The following is a 21065-nucleotide window of genomic DNA, read 5'->3' as shown; positions in this document are numbered from 1 at the left end:
CGACCCGCGACTGGCGTCAAGACAACAACCGGAGGAAGCCATGTCACGCATCATCAGGATGGCGGCGCTGTCCGTTCTGAGCCTGTCGTTCGCTGCGCCGCCGGTCGCCGTGCCGAGCGTCGCCCTGGCCAAGCCGCTGGATGGCGAACCGACGCCGGCGGCGTGCCGGCCGCTGGGGTTTGAGCTGGAAACGGAAACCGAGATGCAGGATCTCGTCGTGACGGGATCTCGCGTCCAAGGTCGCACGGCGACGACGCACGCGCCGCCTCCTCCTCCTCCTCCGGCTCCTCCCCCGCCGCCACCGCCTGCTTCATACGTCCCTCCGCCGCCCGCTGCGATGACAGGCAGCGTGGGCGTAACCGGGGTTCGGGTTTCGCCGATCACCCCGGCGCCCGCGCCCGCCGACACCGAACGCTACCCTGATGCGACGCCCAATCCGGTGAAGCGGACCAGCGATCAGCCGGTCTCGACCTTCTCCATCGACGTGGACACGGCGTCCTATTCGAACGTGCGGCGCTTCATCGACGAGGGTCGTGCGCCACCCAAGGATGCGGTGCGGGTCGAGGAGCTGATCAACGCCTTCGACTATGACTATGCCCGGCCGACCAGCCGGACCCGGCCCTTCGCCATCACCACGGCGGTCGCGGCCTCGCCCTGGGCTGACGGGCGTCAGATCGTGCACATCGGCCTGCAAGGTTATGAACTGCCGGCGGGCGAGCAGCGGCCGCTGAATCTGACCTTCCTGGTCGACGTCTCCGGCTCGATGGGGTCGCCGGACAAGCTGGACCTAGCCAAGAAGGCGATGAACCTGGCCATCGACCGGCTGAGGCCGCAGGACACGCTGGCCGTCACCTACTACGCGGAAGGCGCCGGCACGACCCTGCAGCCGACCAAGGGCGACGAAAAGCTGAAGATGCGCTGTGCGGTCGCCAGCCTGAAGGCCTCTGGCGGCACGGCCGGGGCGACCGGCATGACCAATGCCTATGACCAGGCCCAGGCGAACTTCGCCCGCGACAAGGTCAACCGCATCCTGATGTTCACCGACGGCGACTTCAACGTCGGCGTGACCGACAACAGGCGGCTGGAGGACTATGTCGCCGACAAGCGCGGTACGGGCATCTATCTGTCGGTCTATGGCTTCGGGCGCGGCAACTATCAGGACGCGCGGATGCAGACCATCGCGCAGGCGGGCAATGGGGTCGCGGCCTATGTCGGGGACCTGAGCGATGCGCGCCGGCTGTTCGGACCGGCCTTCGACAAGGGCGCCTTCCCCATCGCCGACGACGTCAAGATCCAGGTCGAGTTCAATCCCGCGCGCGTCGCCGAATGGCGGCTGATCGGCTATGAGACCCGCCTGTTGAACGAGGAAGACTTCAACAACGACCAGGTCGATGCGGGCGAGGTCGGATCCGGCGCCAGCGTCACCGCCCTGTATGAGATCACCCCCGTTGGCGGCCCGACGCAGATCCCCGATCGGCGCTATCCCGACAACCGTATCGGGGTCGGCGGCGGCGATCCGAACGGTGAGATCGGCTTTATCCAGGTGCGCTACAAACAGCCGGGCCAGAGCCGCTCGGACCTGATCCAGCAGCCGCTGACCAACCGCGCGGGCGGGTCGGTCAGCGCCCAGCCGCCCGAGGCCACGCGCTGGGCCATCGCCGTCGCCGGATTCGGGCAAAAGCTGCGGGGCGATCCGTGGATGACGGCCGACTATGGCTGGGACCGGATCATCGATCAGGCGCAAGGGGCCAGGGGCGAAGACCCCTATGGCGATCGGGCCGAGTTCGTTCAGCTGGTGCGGGCGGCCCAGGGCCTTCCCCCGATGCGGACGCCCTGACCGGAACCGCCACGCTCGCGGCGGGTTTTTGAGCGCAACGCTTCAACCAAGGGAAACCCGCCATGAAGATCCGCGACGTGATGACCAAGGACGTGCATCTGGCCCGCCCCGCCGACACCATCCAGGACGTGGCCAGCCGCATGGCCAAGGGCGGCTTCGGCTTCGTGCCTGTGGCGGACGGCGATCAGCTGATCGGCACCATCACCGACCGCGACATCGTGGTGCGCGCCCTGGCGACGGGCGCCGCCTCCAGCGCCTCGGTAGTGGAGTTCATCACCCGTGATCCGCAGACGGTGCTGGACACCGACGACCTGAAGGTCGTGCTGGACCTGATGGGCGCCAAGCAGATCCGCCGCGCCCCGGTCGTGGACAAGCATGGCCGCGTCGTCGGCGTCGTGTCGCTGGGCGACCTGTCGACGCGCGTGAAAGAGAAGTACGCCGGCGAGACGCTGGAAAGCATCTCGCGTTAAGACCTGCGTAACCGCGCCCCGACACCGGGCGTCAAGGATCGTCGTTCATGCTGTTCCTGCGAATATCGGAGGATGGCATGGCGCGCGCGCAGTTCCAGAAGGGTCAGAAGGTCTGGGTCGAGTGCGTCGGCGCCTGGGCCTTTATCGAACAGGTCCAGCCCGTCTGGGCCAAGGGGTTCGAAGAGCCTGTGCGCGTCACCTATGACGTCGGTCTGGGGCGCGAGTTCACCGCCAACGAACTGTTGCTGGCGACCGACGATCCGGCCTCGGACCAAGGCTTGGGCGACTGGCGGCTGCTGCGCGCGCGCAACAAATGGCAGTTGCCCGAGGATTGCCTGCATCACCCCCATCCCGGCACCTATCCGGTCGTCGTCACCGATCGGGCGGACTGGGGTGGTTGGCGCGTGCCGGGCGCCGAATACGACCGTGATCCCCAGCATATCGAGTTTCAGGCCCGCCTGATCGCCGCCGCGCCGCAGCTGATGCGCGTGGCCCAGGATCTGGTGGATCTGGTCGCCGAGACGCCGGACGATGCGCCGCCGGCCGTCCTGACCCTGGCCCGACAGGCGCGTGATGTGCTGCATGGGGTGACGCGGGTGCTGGAGCCCGCGCCCGACCGCCTGCTGTCGCCGGTCGCCGCCGCTTAAAAACCCGTCAAAAGCGCGCGCCGAGCCTCGACACGAATCCGCGACGCAGCCTAGATTCCCGCAACGAAGTGTTTGTCGGAGGGTCGGGGCTTGCGGGACGAGGAGCGGCGGGAAAATCGGTCGGGGCGTCGCGCCTCCGACCGCGCCGCCGGCGCGCCCGCCTGGTTGCGGATTGCTGTCCTTGTCTTGGCGCTGATCGCGGCCGCCTATGCCCTGATGGCGTCGCGCGAGTTCAGCCGGCCGACCCGCGAAATCAGCCGCCTGGAAGCCGAAAATCTGAAGCTGAACGCCGAGCTGGTCGCCAGCCAGACCGCGGTGCTGATCCAGTCGGCCGAAGCGGGCCTGGCCGCAGGTCGCACCGCCATCGCCGCCAAACTCGCCCCCATAGAGGTCGTTGAAGCCGCGCAGGCCGCTGCGCCCAAGGTCGCCTTCACCCTGGTCGGTCCCGGCGAGACGGTGCAGGCCGCCAAGGGCGAAGGTTCGGTCGTCGCCGGCCAGGCCAATGCCGACGGCCTGAGGCTGGAGGCGCGGATCGCGCCCGTCCTGCCGAAAGGCGGCGAGACGCGGATCGTGTCGGCGGGCGGCGTGGTGCTGGCCTCCGCGCGCGCTGCCGAGATTGGCCAACCCATCCGCTCCCTGATCGGCGTCGATGCCTCGGCCCTGGTCGGTCGGGCCGAACCGCGCGCCGTGACGCTGGGGGGGCAGGCCGGCCTCGCTGCGGCCGCTCAGGCCCGGGCGGGCGGCCCTTATGTGGTCGCGATCTCGGAAGGGACGACCGCCTCCGTCTTCGACGACGCCTGGGTGGTGCTCGCGCCGCTAATGCTGGGTGTCGGGGTCGTGGTTCTGTTCGTCCTCTACGGCCTGCGCCAGACGCGCCAGCACCGCGAACGGGTGGCGACCGAAAAGCGGTTCCGCATCGCCGTCGAAGCCGCGCGGTGCGGGGTGTGGGAGTGGGATCTGGCCAAGGGCGAGGTGTCGCTGTCGGACTATATGGCCGCGCTGCTGGGCTTTTCGCGCGGCGGTGTGACCGACGCCGAAGATGTGATCGGCCGCGTCCATCCCCGCTTTCAGGAAGATTTCCGCCACGCCCTGCGCCAGGCGGCGGCCTATGGCGCCTTTGAGATCACCTTCCCGGTGGCGGGACCGGACGGGCGGGCGCGGTGGATCGACGCGCGGGGCCAGGCGCGCGGCGAGCGCGGCGACATGGGCTTTTCCGCAATCCTGGGCGTCGCGCTGGACATCACCGAGGCCCGCCGCGCCAAGGCCGCCGCCCAGGCCGCCGAAAGCCGGCTGCGCGACGGGGTGGAGAGCATCTCCGAGGCCTTCGTCCTGTTCGATCGTCAGGGGAGGCTGATCCTTTGGAACCAGGCGTTCGAGGACGCCTTCGGCTTCGATCACGGCGTGGTGCGGCGCGGCGCCATGAAGGACGAGCTGAACCGGATCGCCGGCCTGGCCATCAAGGCCGAGCATCGTCCGGCCAGCGGTCGTGCGGGCCTTCGCGAGGTCGAGCTGAACGACGGGCGCTGGCTGCAACTGTCCGAGCGGTTCACTTCCGAGGGCGGGTCGGTCGTCACCGCCGCCGACATCACCGCCATCAAACGCCAGGAGGCCGAGCGCCGCCGCGCCGCCGACGATCTGCGGGCCACCGTCGATCAGCTCGAATCCAGCCAGGAGAAGCTGTCGCTGTTGGCGCGCAAATACGAGGTCGCCATGACCCGGGCCGAGGCCGCCAACCAGGCCAAGTCCGAGTTCCTGGCCAATATGAGCCACGAGCTGCGCACGCCGCTGAACGCCATCAACGGCTTCTCGGAGATCATGGCCAGCGAGCTGTTCGGGCCGCTGAACGAGAAATACAAGGGATACGCCGGCGACATCCTGAAGTCGGGCCAGCACCTGCTCAGCCTGATCAACGACGTGCTGGACATGGCCAAGATCGAGGCCGGCAAGATGACCCTGCACTATGAGCCGGTGTCCTTGCGCGAGGTGTGCGAGGACGCGGTGCGGCTGATGCGCGGCAAGGTGCAGGAGGCGGGCCTGAAGATCGCGGTCGAGGCCGGCGACCTGCCCGACATCGAGGCCGATCAACGCGGCGTCAAACAGGTGATGCTCAACCTGATCTCCAACGCCGTGAAGTTCACGCCCGAAGGCGGCTCCATCGTCGTGTCGCTGAAACCCTTCGTCGGGGCGCAGGGAGAGGACCGCGTCCGCGTCGCCTGCGCCGACACCGGCATTGGCATCGCGCCAGAGGACCTGGTCCGCCTCGCCCGCCCGTTCGAACAGGTCGAGGGCCAGCATTCCAAGACCACTCAAGGCACCGGCCTGGGCCTGGCCCTGACCAAGTCCCTGATCGAAATGCACGGCGGCCAGCTGAGCATGGAAAGCCAGCCAGGCGTCGGCACGGTCGTCAGCTTCGACCTGCCGGTCAAACGCCCGGATCAGACCGTGCAGCCGATCCGGGCGGCGTTCGCGGCATAAGACTTGGGCATATATGGCCAGCCAAAAAGCTGCTGCGGTTTTCGGCCTATCTGAGACCTTCTGCCCGTAGGCTGCGAGCGCGAACTGTTGAGCTTTTTCGGCGGCCCGATCAGAGTGCATCCATGAGCCTCCGATCCCTTCTCGCCCTTGGTCTCCTCGCTCTCGCCGGATGCGCTCCATTTCCGAAAGGGCCGCCTTTGATCGGGTACGATCCCGCTCCTTATGGCGACGCATTCCGGGCGGCGGCAACGGAAGCAGTCATCCGGAAAAAGCTGGGAAAGGGCTTCTACGAAGCCTTCGGCGACAAGGCCTATACGATCGGCAAGTCCGGCCTTTGCGGGGAGGACTCGCTCCAGCAGTTCTTCTCGCTGCAGCAGGGATGCGCGCTGCTCGGTCCAGGCGACAATCAAGACTGCCGCGAACTGGAGCTTTGCATCCGGCTCACATTGAGCAGCGCATTATTTAGAGACCCAGAGATTAGGTCGGCTGTCGAATCCGCTTTGCTACGGCCCTGCGATGCGCTCACTCCGCCTCGAGATCTGCCATACGCAAGATGGCCTTCGGCCATTGGCAAGCCCGCGACCGCCAGTTGGGACTTGCTTGGCTGTAGCAGTCGTCGTCAGGTGGATGGGCGCGATATCGCGTTTCACGAGAACGGCGACCAAACCGTGATTTCATTCACGATTGGCCGCACTTAACGCAAGCAGGCCTCTAGCAACTAGATATGCTAGCCACCCGAAGAGGACGCTCGCAGCGTTCGCTCAAGACAACACGCCTCCCCTAAACCAACTCCACGCCCATTGCGGTGGCTTCGCCGCCGCCGATGCAAAGGGCGGCCATGCCGCGGGTCTTGCCGTGGGCTTTGAGGGCGGACAGGAGGGTTGTCAGGACGCGGGCGCCGGAGGCGCCGAGCGGGTGGCCCAGGGCGCAGGCACCGCCGTTGACGTTGATCTTGTCGTGGGGGATGCCGAGTTCCTGCATGGCGATCATCGGCACGATGGCGAAGGCCTCGTTGACCTCCCACAGATCGACGTCGTCGGCGCTCCAGCCGGCCTTCTTCAACGCCTTCTGCAGGGCGAAGACCGGAGCGGTGGTGAACAGGTGCGGTTCGTGGGCGTGGGCGGCCTGGCTGACGACGCGGGCGATCGGCGTCAGACCCAGCGCCTCGGCCGTCGATTGGCGCATCATGACCAGGGCGGCGGCGCCGTCCGAGATCGAGGCGGCGGAAGCCGCGGTGATGGTGCCGTCCTTGCCGAAGGCGGGTTTCAGATTGGGGATCTTGGACGGGTCGGACTTGGTCGGCTGTTCGTCGCGGTCGACGGTGACGGGGCCCTGGCGGGTCTTGACCTCGACCGAGGCGATCTCGGCGTCGAAGGCGCCCGTTTCCTGGGCGCGCTTGGCGCGGCCGGCGCTCTCGATGGCGTAGGCGTCCTGCTGCTCGCGGGTGAACTGATAGTCCTTGGCCGTGTCCTCGGCGAACTGGCCCATCAGCTTGCCGGGGGTGTAGGCGTCCTCCAGCCCGTCCAGATACATGCTGTCGGAAATGACGTCGTGGCCGATGCGGGCGCCGCCCCGGTGCTTTTGCATCAGATACGGGGCGTTGGTCATCGACTCCATGCCGCCCGCCACGATCACATCGGCCGAACCGGCGGCCAGCGCATCGTGCGCCATCATGGCCGCCTGCATGCCCGAGCCGCACATCTTGTTGATGGTGGTCGCCTCGGTCGAGGTGGGCAGGCCTGCGCCCATGCCCGCCTGACGCGCTGGCGCCTGGCCCAGGCCCGCAGGCAGGACGCAGCCCATGATGATCTGCTCGACCTGTTGCGGATCAAGGCCCGCGCGATCCAGCGCCGCCTTGACCGCGACGGCGCCCAGGTCGGTGGACTTGGCGTCGGACAGCGCGCCTTGGAAGCCGCCCATCGGGGTGCGGGCGTAGGAGACGATGACGACGGGATCGGCGGATGGGGTCGCGGACATGGGGACGGCTTCCTCTATTTCGGGCGAGAGATAGCGATCCCGGCCGGTCAGGAAAAGTGCAGCCGCCGATACTTGCCCCGGAAATAGAGCAGCGGATCGCGGCGCGGCTCGAACCGGGCGCGCCTGACCCGGCCGATGATGACCAGATGATCGCCGGCCTCGACGATCTGTTCGGTTCCGCATTCGAAACTGGCCAGGGCGCCCGAGAGGATGGGCGCGCCGGTGTCCCACGTCTCCCACGCCACGTCCTGGAACCGGTCGGCCTGGGACCGGGCGAAGACGCCGGAGGTCGGCTGTTGGCCGATATGCAGGACGTTGATGGCGAAATGTTCCGCCTGGCGGAAACGGTCGACGTTGGTGGACGAACGGGCCAGGCAGAACAGGATCAGCGGCGGGTCGAGCGACACCGAGGAGAAGGAGTTTGCGGTCAGGCCGACGGGCTGTCCGGCCTCGTCCAGGGTCGTGACCACCGTGACCCCGGTGGCGAAACAGCCCAGGGCGTCGCGCAGGGTGCGAGGGTCGGAGCCGGCCTGATAATACAGGGCGTCGCGCGGGGCGTGGCGTTCGAGAAAGCCCAGAAGGGCGGCGTTCTCGGTCTCGACCGCGTCGGGCGCCTCGGCGCGCGCGATCGTCTGGATCGGGACGCCGGCCAACTGCGCCTCAAGCTCGGGCGAGACAGCCCCCTGCCCTTCGGCGACGACCGCCAGACAGCTGGCCAGGGCCGGACCGGTGACGGCGAGCGCAGGGATGACGGTCGCCAGCGTCGTGCCGGAACAGACGATGGCCGGGCGAGAGGGAAGCTCGGTCAGCAGTCGGCGCAAGGCGGTGGAGCCGTCGTCCGCCTCGTCGAAGTCGGCGGTCAGCATGACATGGCGGCCGGCCTCGACCAGCGCGCGCACCGACCGGCGCCAGTCGCCGGACAGGCGCTCGGGCGCGCCGATCAGCAGGACGATCGGATCCTCGGGGTCGCCCCAGCTTTCGACGTCCAGGCCTCCGTTCGGGGGCGGCGATGCGGTCATGAGGCGGGGCGGTCCGGTCTGTCGTGAAGCGTAGGCGCGATCCCTATTAGGGGAAGACCGGCGCCCGACGCCAGAACTGTATCAGCCGCCGTAGCCTCGGCCGCCGCCGCCGAAGCCGCCGCGCGAGACGACGGTGGTGCGGCTCTGCACCCGCGTCGGGGCCTGACGGGCGACGTCGCCATGCTCGCGGGCATTGGTCAGGGTCTTGCCGGTGCGATAGTCGCGGTAGGCGTAGCCGCCGCCATAGCCGTTGGACAGCCGCCCCTCGCGGTCGCGATACAGCGGTCCGCCGCCGCGATAGCCGCCGCCGTTCAGCATCTGGCCGACGATGAAACCGGTCAGCAGCGGGCTGAAGAAGGAACCGCCGTTGTTGTTCGGCTGGCATTGCGACGGTCCCCACTGGCCCTCGCACTCTTCGCGGGTGGCGTAGCGCGGCGCGGTCTTGGCGGCCTCGTCCTGGGCCTTGGCCAGGGCGGCGTCGCATTCGTTGTCGGGAATGTCGTTGGCGGCCTTGCACTCGTCCAGCGACTGATAGGCCAGGGTCGGCTCGGGTTCGGGCGCAGGCACGCGCTGGGGCGAGCCGCAGGCGGCCAGCGAGAAGCTGGCGGTCGCCATCAGGCTGCTGACGTGCAGGACGCGCGAGCGCTTCAGCCGGCGCATGGTGTCTGTCTTGGGAAGGTCTTTGGGGTCGGTCATGGGTTCACGACGTCATGCAGGCGGCGTTGAGCAGGCCGACGCAGATGGAGATGGAGGCCAGATAGACGGCCGCGGCGATCTCGCCCGCCTCGATGCGGACGACCAGGTTGCGGAAGGCCATTCGGCTGATGGCGACGAAGACGACGATCTGGATCACCCCGGCCAGAAGGGCCCAGGCTGCGAACTCCATCAGGCTGACGGTGTGCGACAGGGCCGAGGCCAAAGGCAGGACATAGCCGATCAGGGCGCCCCCGAGAGCAATGGCGGCGGCCGTGTTCCCCTCACGGATCAGCGTGTGTTCGTGATAGGGCGTGACCCACTGGTAGATCAGTTTGAAGGCCAGGGTGAAGGCGCCCGCCATGGCGAAGGCGATCAGGAAGGCGATCGCCCCCTGCTGAAAAATGAACCAGTCGAACATCGGTCTCGCCCCCTCGGTTTGCGCGCTCAGGCGCGGAACTCGGCCATTTCCAGCGGAATGCCGATCATGATTTCGTGCGTGGTGTCGCCGCCCTCGGGCTGCTGCTCCAGGGCCAGCATCAGCTCGCGCCCGCCGCCCAGCTCGCGTGCATACAGCATGCAGGTCTGGAAGATTTTCGCATAGGGCGTGGTCGCGGCGCGATCGTCCCAGATCGTTTCCCACAGGGTGACGGGCGGCTGGATGGCGTCGCTTTCGGCGAACCAGAAGCGGGGATAGTCGGGCAACTCTTCGGCCGCGCCGTGAAAGACCGGCGCCGACAGGCGGTCGCGCCAGATTCGGCGTTCGCGCTCGCCCGGCGGATAGGCCGAGGTCCAGGGCACGAACAGGCTGAAGTCGTAGGTTTCCAGGCCCGCCTCGTCGTCGCTCATGGCCTGAAGCATGACGTGGTCGTCGGTGTAGAAGCGATGGACGAACTGGCCGCTGTCCAGGCTGACCAACCCCTGCGCCGAGATGTCCAGCACGTCGCGATCCAGGGTGAACTGCGTCTCGTCGCCCAGCCGGCGCCAGGCCAGCGGGTCCAGCGACACGGTGCGGCCCACGGTGATGTTGCGCACCGTCGCCAGTCGATTGGCAGGCGCGACCTTCTCCGAGGATCCGAAAAGCTTCTTGAACATGGGACGATCAGGATCCGGCCAGGCTCGGCTGGTTCAGCCGGGCCGCCGAGACATAGAACAGGCGGTCGCCCTGTTCCACGCCTGTTTCCGGCGAGGGATTGAAACGCGGCGAGTCCGCGCCGTCCGGCTGATGCGCCAGAAGGGTCGCGCGGTGCTGAAGGAAACGCTGCGTCAGGTCGCCGACCGATCTGCCCGCGCCGGTCCATTTCAAGCTGAACAAGGTCGCGCCTTCGTCCAGGTGACTGGTCAGGGCGCTGATGACTTGGCTGGAACCTGGATCGCGCGCGGCGCGGGCCAGCATTTCCGGCGCCGACGACAGAACGATCTCGACCTTGGGACAGTGCTGCGCCAACAGCCGTGCGCTGTCGGCGTCATCGAAGAAGCAGACGATATGTGCGGCGTCCGGCGCCATCGCCGAGACAGCCAGGGTGGCGGTCAGGGTGTCGGCGTCATTGCTCGCGTGGACCAATATGCGGCTCGCCTTCGCTGCGCCCGCACGCGTCAGCCCAGTCGTCGAGGTCAGGCTTTCCGTCTGGACGTAGCGAATGCGCGGATCGACGTCCGCCACCACCTGGCGCGTCAGCAGCACCAGGGTCTGAGACCGGTTCAACTCCGCGCACAGTTCTTCGACCATTTTGGGCGTACGAACGGGGTGATAGCCGACCAGCAGAATCGTATCGGTCATCCTTGAATAGTCTCCCTTGCCCGATCTCCGGGCGCGCCAGATGTCGCCGATCCCGGCCAGCACCTTGGCCACGACGGTCGTGAAAGCCGCGATGGCGCCGGGAAAGATCCACAAGGCCGTGACCAGTCGGCCGCCGACGCCTTGCGGACTGAGATCGCCATAACCTACGGTATAGGCCGTCGTCGCGTACCAGTAGAAGAAAGTCAGCGGGTCATGGAGTTCCGCTTCGTGTGCGACGGCGAGGATCAGCCACGACGAAACAGCGTGAAAGAGGATCAGCCCGCCCAGCATGCGCCAGTGCATATCGGCCATGGCGTGGAACGCCCGGTCGAAAATCACGGCCAGCTTCATTCGCGGCAGCAACATACGTCTTTCCCTCTCGCCAAGATGATCTCAGACCCCTAGGCGAAGTCAAGCGTTCATGTTACGCGTTTCATGTAACGATATGCCGAATGACGTTTCGCCCTCTTCCGCCGCTAACGACCGCATTCGTGCGTGGCGACAGGCGCGTCGTGAGGCGGGCCTGGTCAAGCTGGAACTTTGGGTGCCCGCCGCCGCCCGCGACGACGTCAAGGCGGCCGTGCGCGCCATCGTCACCGATTCAACGCGCGGGCCGCAGCTTGCGGGGCGCCCGCGCCGCCCCACTTCCGATTCCATCACCCCTGGAGACGACCATCAAATGGACGCCGTGATCGAGACCCCCTGGACCGTGCCCGCCATCAAGGCGGCGCTGGATGGCTCAACCCTGCTGCGTGACGGCGAAATGACCCTGCGCGTAGTCGAGGGCGCCGAGCCGGTGCTGCTGGCGACCATGCACGAATATGGCGACCTGCCGGTCTACCTGAGCGTTGGCGGCGCCCAGATCGTTTGTTCGGTCCTGCTGTGGCCGGTGTCTGAGCAGAAGGATCGCCACGCCTTCAACGAGTTTCTGCTGAAGGCCCAGCGCGTGGTGCCCCTGTCCAACTTCGCCATCACCAATGTCGGTGGCGAAGACGTGTACGAGCTGATGGGCGAACTCTCTTGCAAGACGACGCTTCAGACCATCCTGATCGAACTGCGCACCCTGGCCGAGAATGCGATCGACGCCACCGAACTGCGTGAAACCTTCGGCGCCGACGCCGCCTGATCCCGGAAGACCGACCATGTCCATGCTCAGAAAACTGTCCGCCCTGTTCCGCGGCTCGGCCCACGATGCGGCCCAGGGCGTCGTCGACGCCAATGCGCTGAAGATCCTCGACCAGGAAATCCGCGACGCCGACAACGCCCAGGGCAAGGCCCGCGATGACCTGGCCGGCCTGGTGGCGCGCCGCCGCATGGCCGAAAACGAGATGGCCAGCTTCCGCGACCAGATCGCCAAATACGAAAGCTCGGCCCGCACCGCCCTGGGTCAGGGCAAGACCGATCTGGCGCGCGAAGTCGCCGGCCGCATCGCCGAGCTGGAGGTTGAGATCACCAGCCGCGGTCCGCTGATCGAGGACATGAAGACGGCAGAGACGCGCCTGCGCACAGCCATCGCCTCGACCGACCAGAAGATCGAGACGCTTCGTCGCGAGATCGACATCGTCAAGGTCAACGATTCCGTCCAGAAGGCCCAGACGTCGGTCGCCCTGAACTCGGCCGGCGCCCAGTCCCGCATCGGCTCGGCGGCGGACAGTTTGCAACGCATCAAACAGCGCCAGGCGATCCAGGAAGAGAAGCTGAACGCCAGCCAGGCGCTGGAAGATCGCCGCACCGGCGCGGACCTGGACGCCAAGCTGCGCGAGGCCGGCATTCTGCCCGGCCATTCCTCGGCCGACGACGTCCTGGCCCGCCTCAGCCAGCCGGAGGTGACCGTGGTCACGCCGCGCATCGGCCAATCTACGCCCGACAAAGACCCGGCCTGATCCATGGAGCGTCTGCGCTTCGATCCCCGCACCGACTGGGACGCCAAGGCCGAGGAACTCGGCTTCACTTGGCGCCACACCGACGGCAAACCCTATTGGGACGAGACGGCGGCCTATGCCTTTTCGCTGGCCGAGATCGAGGACGGGATCGAGGCGCCGACCGAGGAACTGCACGGCCTGTGCCTGGAGCTGGTCAACGAGGCGGTTCAGTCCGAGCGGCTGATGGAACAGCTCGATATTCCCGAGACCATACGGGACTATGTGGCCGACAGCTGGAAGCGGGGCGATCCATCCCTCTATGGCCGGTTCGACTTCACCTATGACGGCACGGGGCCGGCCAAGCTGTATGAATACAACGCCGACACCCCGACCAGCATCTATGAGACGGCGGTGTTTCAGTGGCTGTGGCTGGAGGATCAGATCAAGGCCGGCGCCCTGCCCGCCGATGCGGATCAGTTCAACAGCCTGCATGAGAAGCTGGTCGAGCGGTTCCGCGCCATCTTCCCCAGCGGCGGCTTCGTGCATTTCGCCTCGGACGCCGATTTCGTCGAGGACCGCCAGACGGTGCGCTTCCTGGAAGACCTGGCCCAGCAGGCCGGGTTGGAGCCCCAGTTCGTCGCCATCGACCAGATCGGGCTGAACGCCGACGGCCGGTTCGTGGACCACGAGAACTGGATCATCCAGGCGATGTTCAAGCTCTATCCGTGGGAGCAGATGCTGCGCGACGACTACGCCGCGCCCCTGCCGACGGCGGACGTGACCGTGCTGGAGCCGGCGTGGAAGAGCATCCTGTCCAACAAGGCCATCCTGCCGCTGTTGTGGGAGCGGCATGCGGGCCACCCCAACCTGCTGGAATCCTATTTCGAGGGCGATCCGGCCGAGGCGGCGCTGGGCTCGTCCTATGTGCGCAAGCCGTTGTTCTCGCGCGAGGGCGACAATGTCGAACTGATCGACCGGGGCGTCAGCGCCGCAGAGGTGGTGGACGGCGGCTATGGCGAGGGGCGCTACATCCGCCAGGCGCTGTGCGATCCGCCCCTGTTCGACGGCAACCATGTGATCGTCGGGTCTTGGGTCGTGGGAACCGAACCGGCGGGCATCAGCCTGCGCGAGGACACGGGGCGCATCACGAGGAACACCTCGCGCTTCGTGCCGCACTTCATCCGCGACTGAGACGCAGGCAGGCAACCAAGCCGGACGACCATCGTTTTGTCGGCTGACATCAACCGACAAGAAGCCTCCCCATGCGCAACGTCCGCCTCGCCCTGATCGCCACCACCGCACTGACCCTCGCGGGCGGCGCGGCAGTCGCCCAGACGCAATATCCTTCGACGACCCAGGATCGGCTGGGCGCGGTCGTGGGCGCCCTGTTCGGCGATCGTCTGGGTCTGTCGGCCATGGATCAGGCCTGGCTGCGCGGCGGCCGTCCGCTGCGTGACGGACAAAGCCAGTTCTCGACCCGCGTGGACGCCAGCGTGCGCGCCCGAAGCGTCTCCGCCTCGGCCGCGACGCGCCTGCGCGCCGACTATTCCGCCCTGGTCGATCTGGAGAACCAATATGCCGTCGGCGGCATCTCGGCCCAGGAACGCGCCGATCTGAACGCCCGCTACACCGCCCTGACCCAGACGCTGGAAGCCGGCGCCTCGGGCTATGCCGACATGGACACCGTCGCCGAGGGCCGTGCGGACTTCGACACCCGCGTCAACGCCGCCGTGACCGCGCGCCGCATCACCCGCACAGAGGCGACGCGCCTGAAGTCCGACTATCAGGCCCTGATCCAGCTGGAGAGCCGCTACAGCGCCGATGGATCGATCAGCGCCAGCGAGCGCGCCGATCTGGACGCCCGTCTGGACGCCCTGGACCTGCGGGTCGGCGACGGCCCAGCCGGACAGACGCCGTCCGCCAACCTGCCCGCCCGCACCCGTCTGGCGAACCTGGAAACCGCCCTGACCGCCGCCGAGCGTTCGGGCGTCGTCAGCCGCACCGAGGCCGCCGACATCCGCGTCGAGGCCGGCGATCTCGCTCGCCTGGACGCCGCCTACAGCCGCACCAGCCCCTCGTCCGACGACACGGCCTACCTGAGCCGCCGCATCGGCGAACTGGAACTGCGCGCCCGCCGCTAAGCGTGACCAAAGCGTCCCGTGTGATCCGGCACGGGACGCCTCTCCGGCTACACCTGTGCATTGGGAGCTCTGATTTCACGGCAGCGCGGAAATGGCGTATGGGCACCCGCAGTCGCCCCTGCATCGCCGGTCAAGCCGCAACCCTATGTCCCTGAACGCCTCCCGCACGCTGTCCATCGCCCCAATGATGGATTGGACCGATCGGCATTGCCGGGCGTTTCACAGGGCGTTGACGCGCAAGGCGCTGCTTTACACCGAGATGGTGACGGCGCCGGCGGTGTTGCATGGGGATCGCGAGCGGCTGCTGGGCTTCGACGGGCTGGAGCATCCGGTCGCTTTGCAGCTGGGCGGGTCGGATCCGGCGCAGTTGGCTGAGGCCGCCAAGGTCGGCGAGGCGTTCGGCTATGACGAGATCAATCTGAACGTCGGCTGCCCGTCGGACCGGGTGCAGTCGGGCCGGTTCGGGGCCTGTCTGATGCGCGAGCCGGAGCTGGTTGCCGACTGTATGGCCGCGATCAAGGGGGCCGTCAGCGTGCCCGCGACCGTCAAATGCCGCATCGGCGTGGACGATCAGGATCCAGCCGTCAGCCTGTTCGCCACGGTGGACGCCTGCGCCGCCGTCGGGATCGAGGTCTTCGTCGTCCATGCGCGCAAGGCCTGGCTGAAGGGCCTGTCGCCCAAGGAGAACCGCGACGTGCCGCCGCTGGACTATGATCTGGTGCGCCGGCTGAAGCGCGAGCGGCCGCATCTGAACATCTCGATCAACGGCGGCGTCGCCTCGATGGACGAGGCCGAGGCGCATCTGGCCGAGGTTGACGGCGTCAAGCTGGACGGCGTCATGCTGGGCCGCGCCGCCTATCACGAACCGGCCATTCTGGGTCAGGCGGATCGTCGCCTGTATGGCGAGCCAGTCGAAGACACCGACGCCTTCGCCGCGCTGGAGCGCTATCGGCCCTATATGGCCGCGCGTCTGGACGAAGGCGTCGCCCTGCCGGCGATGGCGCGGCATATGCTGGGCCTGATGCACGGCCGGCCGGGCGCGCGGGCGTTCCGTCGCATTCTGACGGTCGAGGCGATCAAGCCCGGCGCCGGGCTGGAGGTGCTGGACCGCGCGGTGGAGGCCGTGCGCGAGGCCGAGGCGAGGCGCGACACGGCGCCCGGCGACTGGGCGGCGTAACCCAATCTTCAGAGCTGGCCGGCAAGGTTAAGAGAACCCTGCCGTTTCGGACCTGCACGCCATGAAGACCCCGCTGATCGCTGCCGTCATCGCGACCGCGCTGCCCGCCACATCGGCCCTGGCGCAGGCTGACGGCCGGTTCGCCGTCGGCGCCCAGGCCGGCACGCCGGGCGCCGGCCTTCAGGCCCAGTTCGCGCTCAGCCCGGTCGTGGTGCTGCGCGGCGGCTATGACGTGCTGAAATGGGACCGGGACCAGACCTACAAGGGTATCGATTACGACGCCAAGATCGACTTCAAGTCGCCGGGCGCCTTCGTGGACCTGCATCCGTTCCGCAACGGCTTTCTGATCTCGGGCGGGGCCTATTTCGGCGATCGCAAGGTCGATCTGGATGCGACGCCCACCGGAAACGTCAATGTCGGCGGCGCGACCTTCACCCCGGCCCAGGTCGGGACATTGACCGGGCGCATCGACCTGGAGAGCACCGCGCCGTTCGTCGGCCTGGGCTATGACAACACCTTCACACGCGGCGGAAGGCTCGGCTTCCGCATTCTGGCCGGCGCGGCCTTTGGCGATGCGCCGCAAGTGAATCTGGACGCTCGCGGCGGCACGCTGTCGAACGACCCTACCTTCCGTTCGCGTCTGGATCAGGAAGAGCGTGAGATTCAGGCCGAGGCCGATGATTACAAGGTCCTGCCGGTGCTTCGGGGGGGGGCCTCAACTTCAAGTTCTGACGCCAGCGGCGTCGTCCCCAAACGCGAAGACTGGGGTTAAATTGATTATACAAAACAGGGCGTTAACCTAGAAACAAACCGTAACAGACAGCGCCAGGGCGGGTTTCGCCACTTTTCCGCCACAGGTTAACGCGACAAGGCCAGCGCCGGCGGCGTTGGGAGCCGGTGTCTCCTGAGCGAAACTCATGATCGGCGCATCCGCTGCTATCGCCATGCTTTGGGCTGCCGTATCGTCTGTGACGAGCGCGCCTGTCCCCTACAATGACGTCGTAGCGGCGGATCAAGTCAGGACTGAAACCCCTGCCGCCATCGTCGGTTCCGATGAAGTCGAGACCGCCCTGAACGCCGAACAGGCCGAGCTGATGGCCTCCGATCCGGACTGGCGCGCCTCGGCGCGCCTCTATCACGCAGGCGGCGGCGGCGCGACGGGCAACGATTCGCTGGGTTGCCGTCCGATCGCCATGCGCACCGTCGCGGTCGATCCCCGCGTGATCCCGCGCCGCACCAAGCTGTTCATCCGCGAAACGGTCGGCATGCGTCTGGCCGACGGTTCGATCCACGACGGCTACTGGTACGCCTCCGACACCGGCGGCGCGATCAAGGGCCAGAAGATCGACCTCTATACCGGCAACGGTCGCGGCTCGATGAACCAGGCGCAACGCCTGAACATGCGCACCCTGACCATCGTGGACGCCGGCGATTTCGACGGTTGCCCCCCGGCCTGGACCACCGCTTCCAACTGATCCGGCCGATCATGAAAAACGCCGGCTGACCACGAAGGTCAGCCGGCGTTTTCGTGTCTGATGGCTTACGCCGATCAGTCCAACTCGGACACTTCCAGCGTCGACTGCACCATCGAGCCATTATATGTGCCGACCCAGATGTCGTAGCGGCCGCTCTGCGGATTGGTGATCGTCACCTTCGGATCGACGCCGCCCGCGCCGTCGTCGTCGCAGTAGAAGCGGCCGTTGGGCGTATTGATCAGCAGGGTCGTGTCTTCCGATGCGCGCACGCGGAACGTCAGATCGGCGTCGCCCGGCTCGAAGAAGATCTGGATGTCCGGGGCCGAGCTGACCGAACCCTCGCAGCCCGCCTTGGCGGCCGAGGCGGGCGAGGAGCCGCCGGCCAGGATCGACTTGGTCCAGGGGTCGGGCGTGAAGCCGCCGCGCAGATTGGCCGTGCCGTAGTTGGGCTCAAGATCGATATTGGGCGCCGCGCCCGCCGTCGTGTCCGTGCCGCCCAGTTCGCTGATCTGCAGCGTCGACTGGACCATGTTGTCGTTATAGGTGCCCAGCCAGATGTCGTAGCGACCGCTCTCGGGGTTGGAAATGGTCACCATCGGGTCCAGGTCGCCGCCGCTGTCGTCGTCGCAATACCAGCGGCCGCCGGGGCTGTTGACCAGCAGCGTCGTGTCCTCGCTGGCGACCGCCTTGATGGTCAGGTCCAGATCGCCGGCTTCGAAGTTCAGTTGCAGATCGGGCGCGGCGCTGACCTTGCCCTCGCAACCCGACTGCGCCGCCGAGGCGGCGATCGAACCGCCCGCCAGGATGGACTTGGTCCAGGGATCGGGCGTGAAGCCGGTCTCCAGCCGCACCGAGCCGTAGTTGGGGTCCAGGGTGAAGTCGGGCTTGGCCCTGCTCTTCTGGGCCAGGCTGACGCCAGGGGCGAGCAGCACGGACGCAGCGGCGATGACGGCGATGGATTTCATGATGCTCCCTCCAGCAGCGGCGCAACGCCGCAGGGGGAGACTATTCCGTTTCGGCGAACCGTGCAGCTTGAAATGCGGTCCTTCAGAAGCGGCGCTTGCCCGTCACTGTCTCGAAGAACAGGCGAAAGTCGCCCATCAGGCTCCACAGCGGATATTTGAACGTCGCGGGCCGGTTCTTTTCGAAGAAGAAATGCCCGACCCAGGCGAAGCCGTAGCCCAGCAGCGGCATGGCCAGCAGCCACCAGGCGTTCCGCGTCGCCACGAAGGCGACGAAGGCCGAGATCACCAGAAAGGTGCCGACGACGTGGATGCGCCGACACGTCCGGTTGGAATGCTCGTGGATGTAATAGGGATAGAAGGCCTCGAACGAGGCGTAACGGCCCTCAGGTGCGGACGGCATGCTCATGGGCGGAGGGTGCGCCTCCGCCCACGATCAGGCAAGTGCCGGCATGATCAGCCCTTGGGCTTGCCTTTGAAGCCGTCCTTCTTGAAGCCCGGCTTGGTCTTGAAGGGCTTCTTGGCATAGGGCTTGTCGCCCGCGGCGTTCGAGCGCGGATTGGCGCCGCCGTCAGCCTTCGGCGCCCAGGGCTTCTTCTTGAACGGCGGGCGGGCGTCGCCCTCTCCGCCATCGGCGCGCTTGTAGGGGGTCTTCTTGAAGGGGCGGTCGCCATCCTCGCGCGGCTTGCCGGCGAAGCGGCTAGCCTTCATCGAGCCGGGCGTCGGGGCTTCCGACGGCGTGATCTTCACCTCGTCTTTGGAGGCGGCGACGGCTTCGCGGAAAGCCTTCTCGTGGGTTTTGGCGACCTCGAACCGCGTCTCTTCGGGGAAGGTGCGGATGGCGCCGATCTGAGGCTTGGAAATGCCGCCGATGCGGCAGATCAGCGGGATCAGCCATTTGGGGTCGGCGTTCTTGTTGCGGCCCACGTCCAGACGGAACCAGACCACATCATCAGCGCCCAGGCGGTCGCCCGGCCAGGGTTGAGCCGCCGTGCCGTCGTCGTTGCGAACGGTGCGCTCGCGCTTGGCCGGACCGCGATCCGAACCCGGATCGGACAGTTCTTCCGGCGCCGGCTGTTCCTTGCGCAGCAGACGCACCAGGGCGGCGGCGATCTCGTCGGGCGTGCGTTCGGCGATCATCCGCTTGGCGACGACCATGTCCTCGTCGGAGACGTCGGCCTCGAAGAACTCGGGCGACAGCAAACGGCCTTCGTCGGCCTTGCGGATTTCATCGAAGGTCGGGGCGCCGGTCCAGACGGCGTCGACGCCGGCCTCGTCCATCAGCCGCTCGGCCTTGCGACGGCGCGAGTGCGGAACCAGCATAACCGAGATGCCCTTCTTGCCCGCCCGGCCCGTCCGGCCCGACCGGTGCAGCAGGCCGGCGCGGTTCATCGGCAGTTCGGCGTGGATGACCAGACCCAGGTCCGGCAGGTCCAGACCGCGCGCGGCGACGTCGGTGGCGACGCAGACGCGGGCGCGGCCGTCACGCAGCGACTGAAGCGCATCGGTGCGCTCGCGCTGACCCATCTCGCCCGACAGGCTGACGGAAGAGAAGCCGCGCTCCAGCAGCGACGACTGCAGGTGACGCACGCTGTCGCGGGTCGAGCAGAAGACCATGGCGCGCGGTGCCTCGAACCAGCGCAGGGTGTTGACCACCGCGTGCTCGATCTCGTTGGGCGCAATGCGATAGGCGCGGTATTCGATGTCGGCGTGCTGGCGCGTCTTGTCGGTCGCGTCGATGCGGACCGCGTCCTTCTGATAGCGTTTGGCCAAGGTGGCGATGTCGCGCGCGATGGTCGCCGAGAACAGCAGGGTGCGGCGTTCGGCCGGCGCCTGGTCCAGGATGTGCTCCAGGTCCTCGCGGAAGCCCATGTCCAGCATCTCGTCGGCCTCATCGAGGACGGCGACCTTCAGCTCGGACAGGTCCAGGTTGCCCCGGTCGATGTGGTCCTTCAGTCGGCCGGGCGTGCCGACGACGATGTGGACGCCGAAGCCGAGCGCGCGGGCTTCACGGCGCGCATCCATGCCGCCGACGCAGGTGGCGATCTTGGCGCCGGAGTCGGCGTACAGCCATTGCAGCTCGGCCGCGACCTGCATGGCCAGTTCCCGCGTGGGCGCGATGGCCAGGCACAGCGGTGCGCCGCCGGGGCCGAAGATCGGCTTGTCGCCCAGCAGGGTCGGCGCAGCGGCCAGGCCGAAGGCGACGGTCTTGCCCGAACCCGTCTGGGCCGAGACCAGCAGGTCGCGATCCGCATGCTCCGCCTCCAGGACGGCGGCCTGAACCGGAGTGGGTTCGGCATAGCCCTTGTTGATCAGGGCGCGATCAAGCGCGGGATGGACGGCGGGAAAGGGCATAGGAAACCTGGGACAACGGACAAGGGCGGTCGCCGAAACGACCGCGCCCGGCCGAGGTCAGACCTCAGGCCGGGCGAATGATGGGGCTCTATACATCAATAAGGGCGCAAGCGGGGCGGAAAACGCCGTTCACCCTGTTCCTTCAGGCGACGTTGACCTGAAAGACGCAGTCTGGCGATCGAACCCACCGCGTCC

At 67.3% G+C, this 21065-nt stretch carries 21 protein-coding genes; 12 read left to right on the top strand and 9 right to left on the bottom strand.

Going from position 1 to position 21065, the window contains the following annotated elements; translation table 11 throughout:
• Positions 1-40 precede the first annotated feature (40 nt).
• From ASF81_RS00735 to ASF81_RS00715, 5 genes are all read left to right on the top strand, one after another.
• Complete coding sequence (locus tag ASF81_RS00735; RefSeq protein WP_055803500.1) at positions 41-1837, top strand: von Willebrand factor type A domain-containing protein; 1797 nt, start codon at positions 41-43, stop codon at positions 1835-1837.
• A 62-nt stretch (positions 1838-1899) separates the two neighbouring features.
• Entirely contained in the window at positions 1900-2307 is a 408-nt protein-coding gene (locus ASF81_RS00730; protein ID WP_055752885.1) for a CBS domain-containing protein, read from the top strand.
• A 77-nt stretch (positions 2308-2384) separates the two neighbouring features.
• Positions 2385-2954: a hypothetical protein gene (locus ASF81_RS00725; protein WP_055805273.1), complete on the top strand. Its 570-nt coding sequence runs from the start codon at positions 2385-2387 to the stop codon at positions 2952-2954.
• Between the two features lie 186 nt (positions 2955-3140).
• Positions 3141-5429: an ATP-binding protein gene (locus ASF81_RS00720; RefSeq protein ID WP_235559174.1), complete on the top strand. Its 2289-nt coding sequence runs from the start codon at positions 3141-3143 to the stop codon at positions 5427-5429.
• Positions 5430-5626: 197 nt separating this feature from the next.
• Entirely contained in the window at positions 5627-6127 is a 501-nt protein-coding gene (locus ASF81_RS00715; protein ID WP_055803493.1) for a hypothetical protein, read from the top strand.
• 82 nt (positions 6128-6209) lie between these two features.
• On the opposite strand, the gene ASF81_RS00710 is transcribed toward ASF81_RS00715, so the two are convergent.
• From ASF81_RS00710 to ASF81_RS00685, 6 genes are all read right to left on the bottom strand, one after another.
• Entirely contained in the window at positions 6210-7406 is a 1197-nt protein-coding gene (locus ASF81_RS00710; protein WP_055803490.1) for an acetyl-CoA C-acyltransferase, read from the bottom strand.
• A 47-nt stretch (positions 7407-7453) separates the two neighbouring features.
• A complete protein-coding gene (locus ASF81_RS14690; RefSeq protein WP_082503389.1) occupies positions 7454-8425 on the bottom strand; it encodes a flavin reductase family protein in 972 nt (323 codons plus the stop codon).
• An 81-nt stretch (positions 8426-8506) separates the two neighbouring features.
• Complete coding sequence (locus ASF81_RS00700) at positions 8507-9121, bottom strand: DUF1190 domain-containing protein (RefSeq protein ID WP_055803487.1); 615 nt, start codon at positions 9119-9121, stop codon at positions 8507-8509.
• A 4-nt stretch (positions 9122-9125) separates the two neighbouring features.
• The gene (locus ASF81_RS00695) at positions 9126-9539 is read right to left on the bottom strand and encodes a DUF350 domain-containing protein (RefSeq protein WP_017506364.1); all 414 of its coding nucleotides are present in this window, start codon (positions 9537-9539) and stop codon (positions 9126-9128) included.
• A 26-nt stretch (positions 9540-9565) separates the two neighbouring features.
• Positions 9566-10213 carry a YjfK family protein gene (locus tag ASF81_RS00690; protein ID WP_055803486.1) on the bottom strand — a complete coding sequence of 216 codons (648 nt, stop codon included), beginning with the start codon at positions 10211-10213 and terminating at the stop codon, positions 9566-9568.
• Positions 10214-10220: 7 nt separating this feature from the next.
• Entirely contained in the window at positions 10221-11264 is a 1044-nt protein-coding gene (locus tag ASF81_RS00685; protein WP_055803483.1) for a potassium channel family protein, read from the bottom strand.
• Positions 11265-11343: 79 nt separating this feature from the next.
• On the opposite strand from ASF81_RS00685, the gene ASF81_RS00680 reads away from it, so the two are divergent.
• From ASF81_RS00680 to ASF81_RS00650, 7 genes are all read left to right on the top strand, one after another.
• On the top strand, positions 11344-12024 hold the full coding sequence (locus ASF81_RS00680; protein ID WP_055803480.1) for a DUF2170 family protein: 681 nt from the start codon (positions 11344-11346) through the stop codon (positions 12022-12024).
• Positions 12025-12040: 16 nt separating this feature from the next.
• The gene (locus tag ASF81_RS00675) at positions 12041-12781 is read left to right on the top strand and encodes a PspA/IM30 family protein (RefSeq protein ID WP_055803477.1); all 741 of its coding nucleotides are present in this window, start codon (positions 12041-12043) and stop codon (positions 12779-12781) included.
• A gap of 3 nt (positions 12782-12784) precedes the next feature.
• Complete coding sequence (locus tag ASF81_RS00670) at positions 12785-13951, top strand: glutathionylspermidine synthase family protein (protein ID WP_055803474.1); 1167 nt, start codon at positions 12785-12787, stop codon at positions 13949-13951.
• A gap of 71 nt (positions 13952-14022) precedes the next feature.
• Entirely contained in the window at positions 14023-14901 is an 879-nt protein-coding gene (locus ASF81_RS00665) for a hypothetical protein (protein ID WP_055803471.1), read from the top strand.
• A gap of 145 nt (positions 14902-15046) precedes the next feature.
• The gene (gene dusA / locus ASF81_RS00660) at positions 15047-16078 is read left to right on the top strand and encodes a tRNA dihydrouridine(20/20a) synthase DusA (protein ID WP_055803468.1); all 1032 of its coding nucleotides are present in this window, start codon (positions 15047-15049) and stop codon (positions 16076-16078) included.
• Positions 16079-16139: 61 nt separating this feature from the next.
• A complete protein-coding gene (locus ASF81_RS00655; RefSeq protein ID WP_055803465.1) occupies positions 16140-16850 on the top strand; it encodes a hypothetical protein in 711 nt (236 codons plus the stop codon).
• A gap of 196 nt (positions 16851-17046) precedes the next feature.
• Entirely contained in the window at positions 17047-17553 is a 507-nt protein-coding gene (locus ASF81_RS00650) for a 3D domain-containing protein (protein ID WP_235559172.1), read from the top strand.
• A 74-nt stretch (positions 17554-17627) separates the two neighbouring features.
• Here the strand turns inward: ASF81_RS00650 and ASF81_RS00645 are convergent, their stop codons facing one another.
• The 3 genes from ASF81_RS00645 to ASF81_RS00635 all read right to left on the bottom strand — a co-directional run bounded on the left by ASF81_RS00645 (position 17628) and on the right by ASF81_RS00635 (position 20870).
• Positions 17628-18518, bottom strand: a complete 891-nt coding sequence (locus ASF81_RS00645) for a hypothetical protein (protein ID WP_055803457.1) — start codon at positions 18516-18518, stop codon at positions 17628-17630.
• 82 nt (positions 18519-18600) lie between these two features.
• Positions 18601-18924, bottom strand: coding sequence for an Mpo1-like protein (locus tag ASF81_RS00640; RefSeq protein WP_082503388.1), 324 nt, complete (start codon positions 18922-18924; stop codon positions 18601-18603).
• A 47-nt stretch (positions 18925-18971) separates the two neighbouring features.
• A complete protein-coding gene (locus tag ASF81_RS00635; protein WP_055803454.1) occupies positions 18972-20870 on the bottom strand; it encodes a DEAD/DEAH box helicase in 1899 nt (632 codons plus the stop codon).
• Positions 20871-21065 lie beyond the last annotated feature (195 nt).

Origin of the sequence: Brevundimonas sp. Leaf168 (assembly GCF_001423685.1) — a bacterium.
Taxonomy (GTDB): Bacteria; Pseudomonadota; Alphaproteobacteria; order Caulobacterales; family Caulobacteraceae; genus Brevundimonas; species Brevundimonas vesicularis_C.
Note: the sequence above shows the minus strand (reverse complement) of the source record. Positions and strands in the feature narration are given on the sequence as shown.

What these genes read in the sequence shown, in the direction of transcription:
- ASF81_RS00665 (WP_055803471.1), top strand. Translation starts at nt 14,023, where the DNA reads ATGCGCAACGTCCGCCTCGCCCTGATCGCCACCACCGCACTGACCCTC.
- ASF81_RS00710 (WP_055803490.1), bottom strand. Translation starts at nt 7,406, where the DNA reads ATGTCCGCGACCCCATCCGCCGATCCCGTCGTCATCGTCTCCTACGCC.
- ASF81_RS00655 (WP_055803465.1), top strand. Translation starts at nt 16,140, where the DNA reads ATGAAGACCCCGCTGATCGCTGCCGTCATCGCGACCGCGCTGCCCGCC.
- ASF81_RS00675 (WP_055803477.1), top strand. Translation starts at nt 12,041, where the DNA reads ATGTCCATGCTCAGAAAACTGTCCGCCCTGTTCCGCGGCTCGGCCCAC.
- ASF81_RS00645 (WP_055803457.1), bottom strand. Translation starts at nt 18,518, where the DNA reads ATGAAATCCATCGCCGTCATCGCCGCTGCGTCCGTGCTGCTCGCCCCT.
- ASF81_RS00670 (WP_055803474.1), top strand. Translation starts at nt 12,785, where the DNA reads ATGGAGCGTCTGCGCTTCGATCCCCGCACCGACTGGGACGCCAAGGCC.
- ASF81_RS00700 (WP_055803487.1), bottom strand. Translation starts at nt 9,121, where the DNA reads ATGACCGACCCCAAAGACCTTCCCAAGACAGACACCATGCGCCGGCTG.
- ASF81_RS00725 (WP_055805273.1), top strand. Translation starts at nt 2,385, where the DNA reads ATGGCGCGCGCGCAGTTCCAGAAGGGTCAGAAGGTCTGGGTCGAGTGC.
- ASF81_RS00730 (WP_055752885.1), top strand. Translation starts at nt 1,900, where the DNA reads ATGAAGATCCGCGACGTGATGACCAAGGACGTGCATCTGGCCCGCCCC.
- ASF81_RS14690 (WP_082503389.1), bottom strand. Translation starts at nt 8,425, where the DNA reads ATGACCGCATCGCCGCCCCCGAACGGAGGCCTGGACGTCGAAAGCTGG.
- ASF81_RS00640 (WP_082503388.1), bottom strand. Translation starts at nt 18,924, where the DNA reads ATGAGCATGCCGTCCGCACCTGAGGGCCGTTACGCCTCGTTCGAGGCC.
- ASF81_RS00695 (WP_017506364.1), bottom strand. Translation starts at nt 9,539, where the DNA reads ATGTTCGACTGGTTCATTTTTCAGCAGGGGGCGATCGCCTTCCTGATC.
- ASF81_RS00685 (WP_055803483.1), bottom strand. Translation starts at nt 11,264, where the DNA reads ATGTTGCTGCCGCGAATGAAGCTGGCCGTGATTTTCGACCGGGCGTTC.
- ASF81_RS00690 (WP_055803486.1), bottom strand. Translation starts at nt 10,213, where the DNA reads ATGTTCAAGAAGCTTTTCGGATCCTCGGAGAAGGTCGCGCCTGCCAAT.
- ASF81_RS00680 (WP_055803480.1), top strand. Translation starts at nt 11,344, where the DNA reads ATGCCGAATGACGTTTCGCCCTCTTCCGCCGCTAACGACCGCATTCGT.
- dusA (WP_055803468.1), top strand. Translation starts at nt 15,047, where the DNA reads ATGTCCCTGAACGCCTCCCGCACGCTGTCCATCGCCCCAATGATGGAT.
- ASF81_RS00735 (WP_055803500.1), top strand. Translation starts at nt 41, where the DNA reads ATGTCACGCATCATCAGGATGGCGGCGCTGTCCGTTCTGAGCCTGTCG.
- ASF81_RS00635 (WP_055803454.1), bottom strand. Translation starts at nt 20,870, where the DNA reads ATGCCCTTTCCCGCCGTCCATCCCGCGCTTGATCGCGCCCTGATCAAC.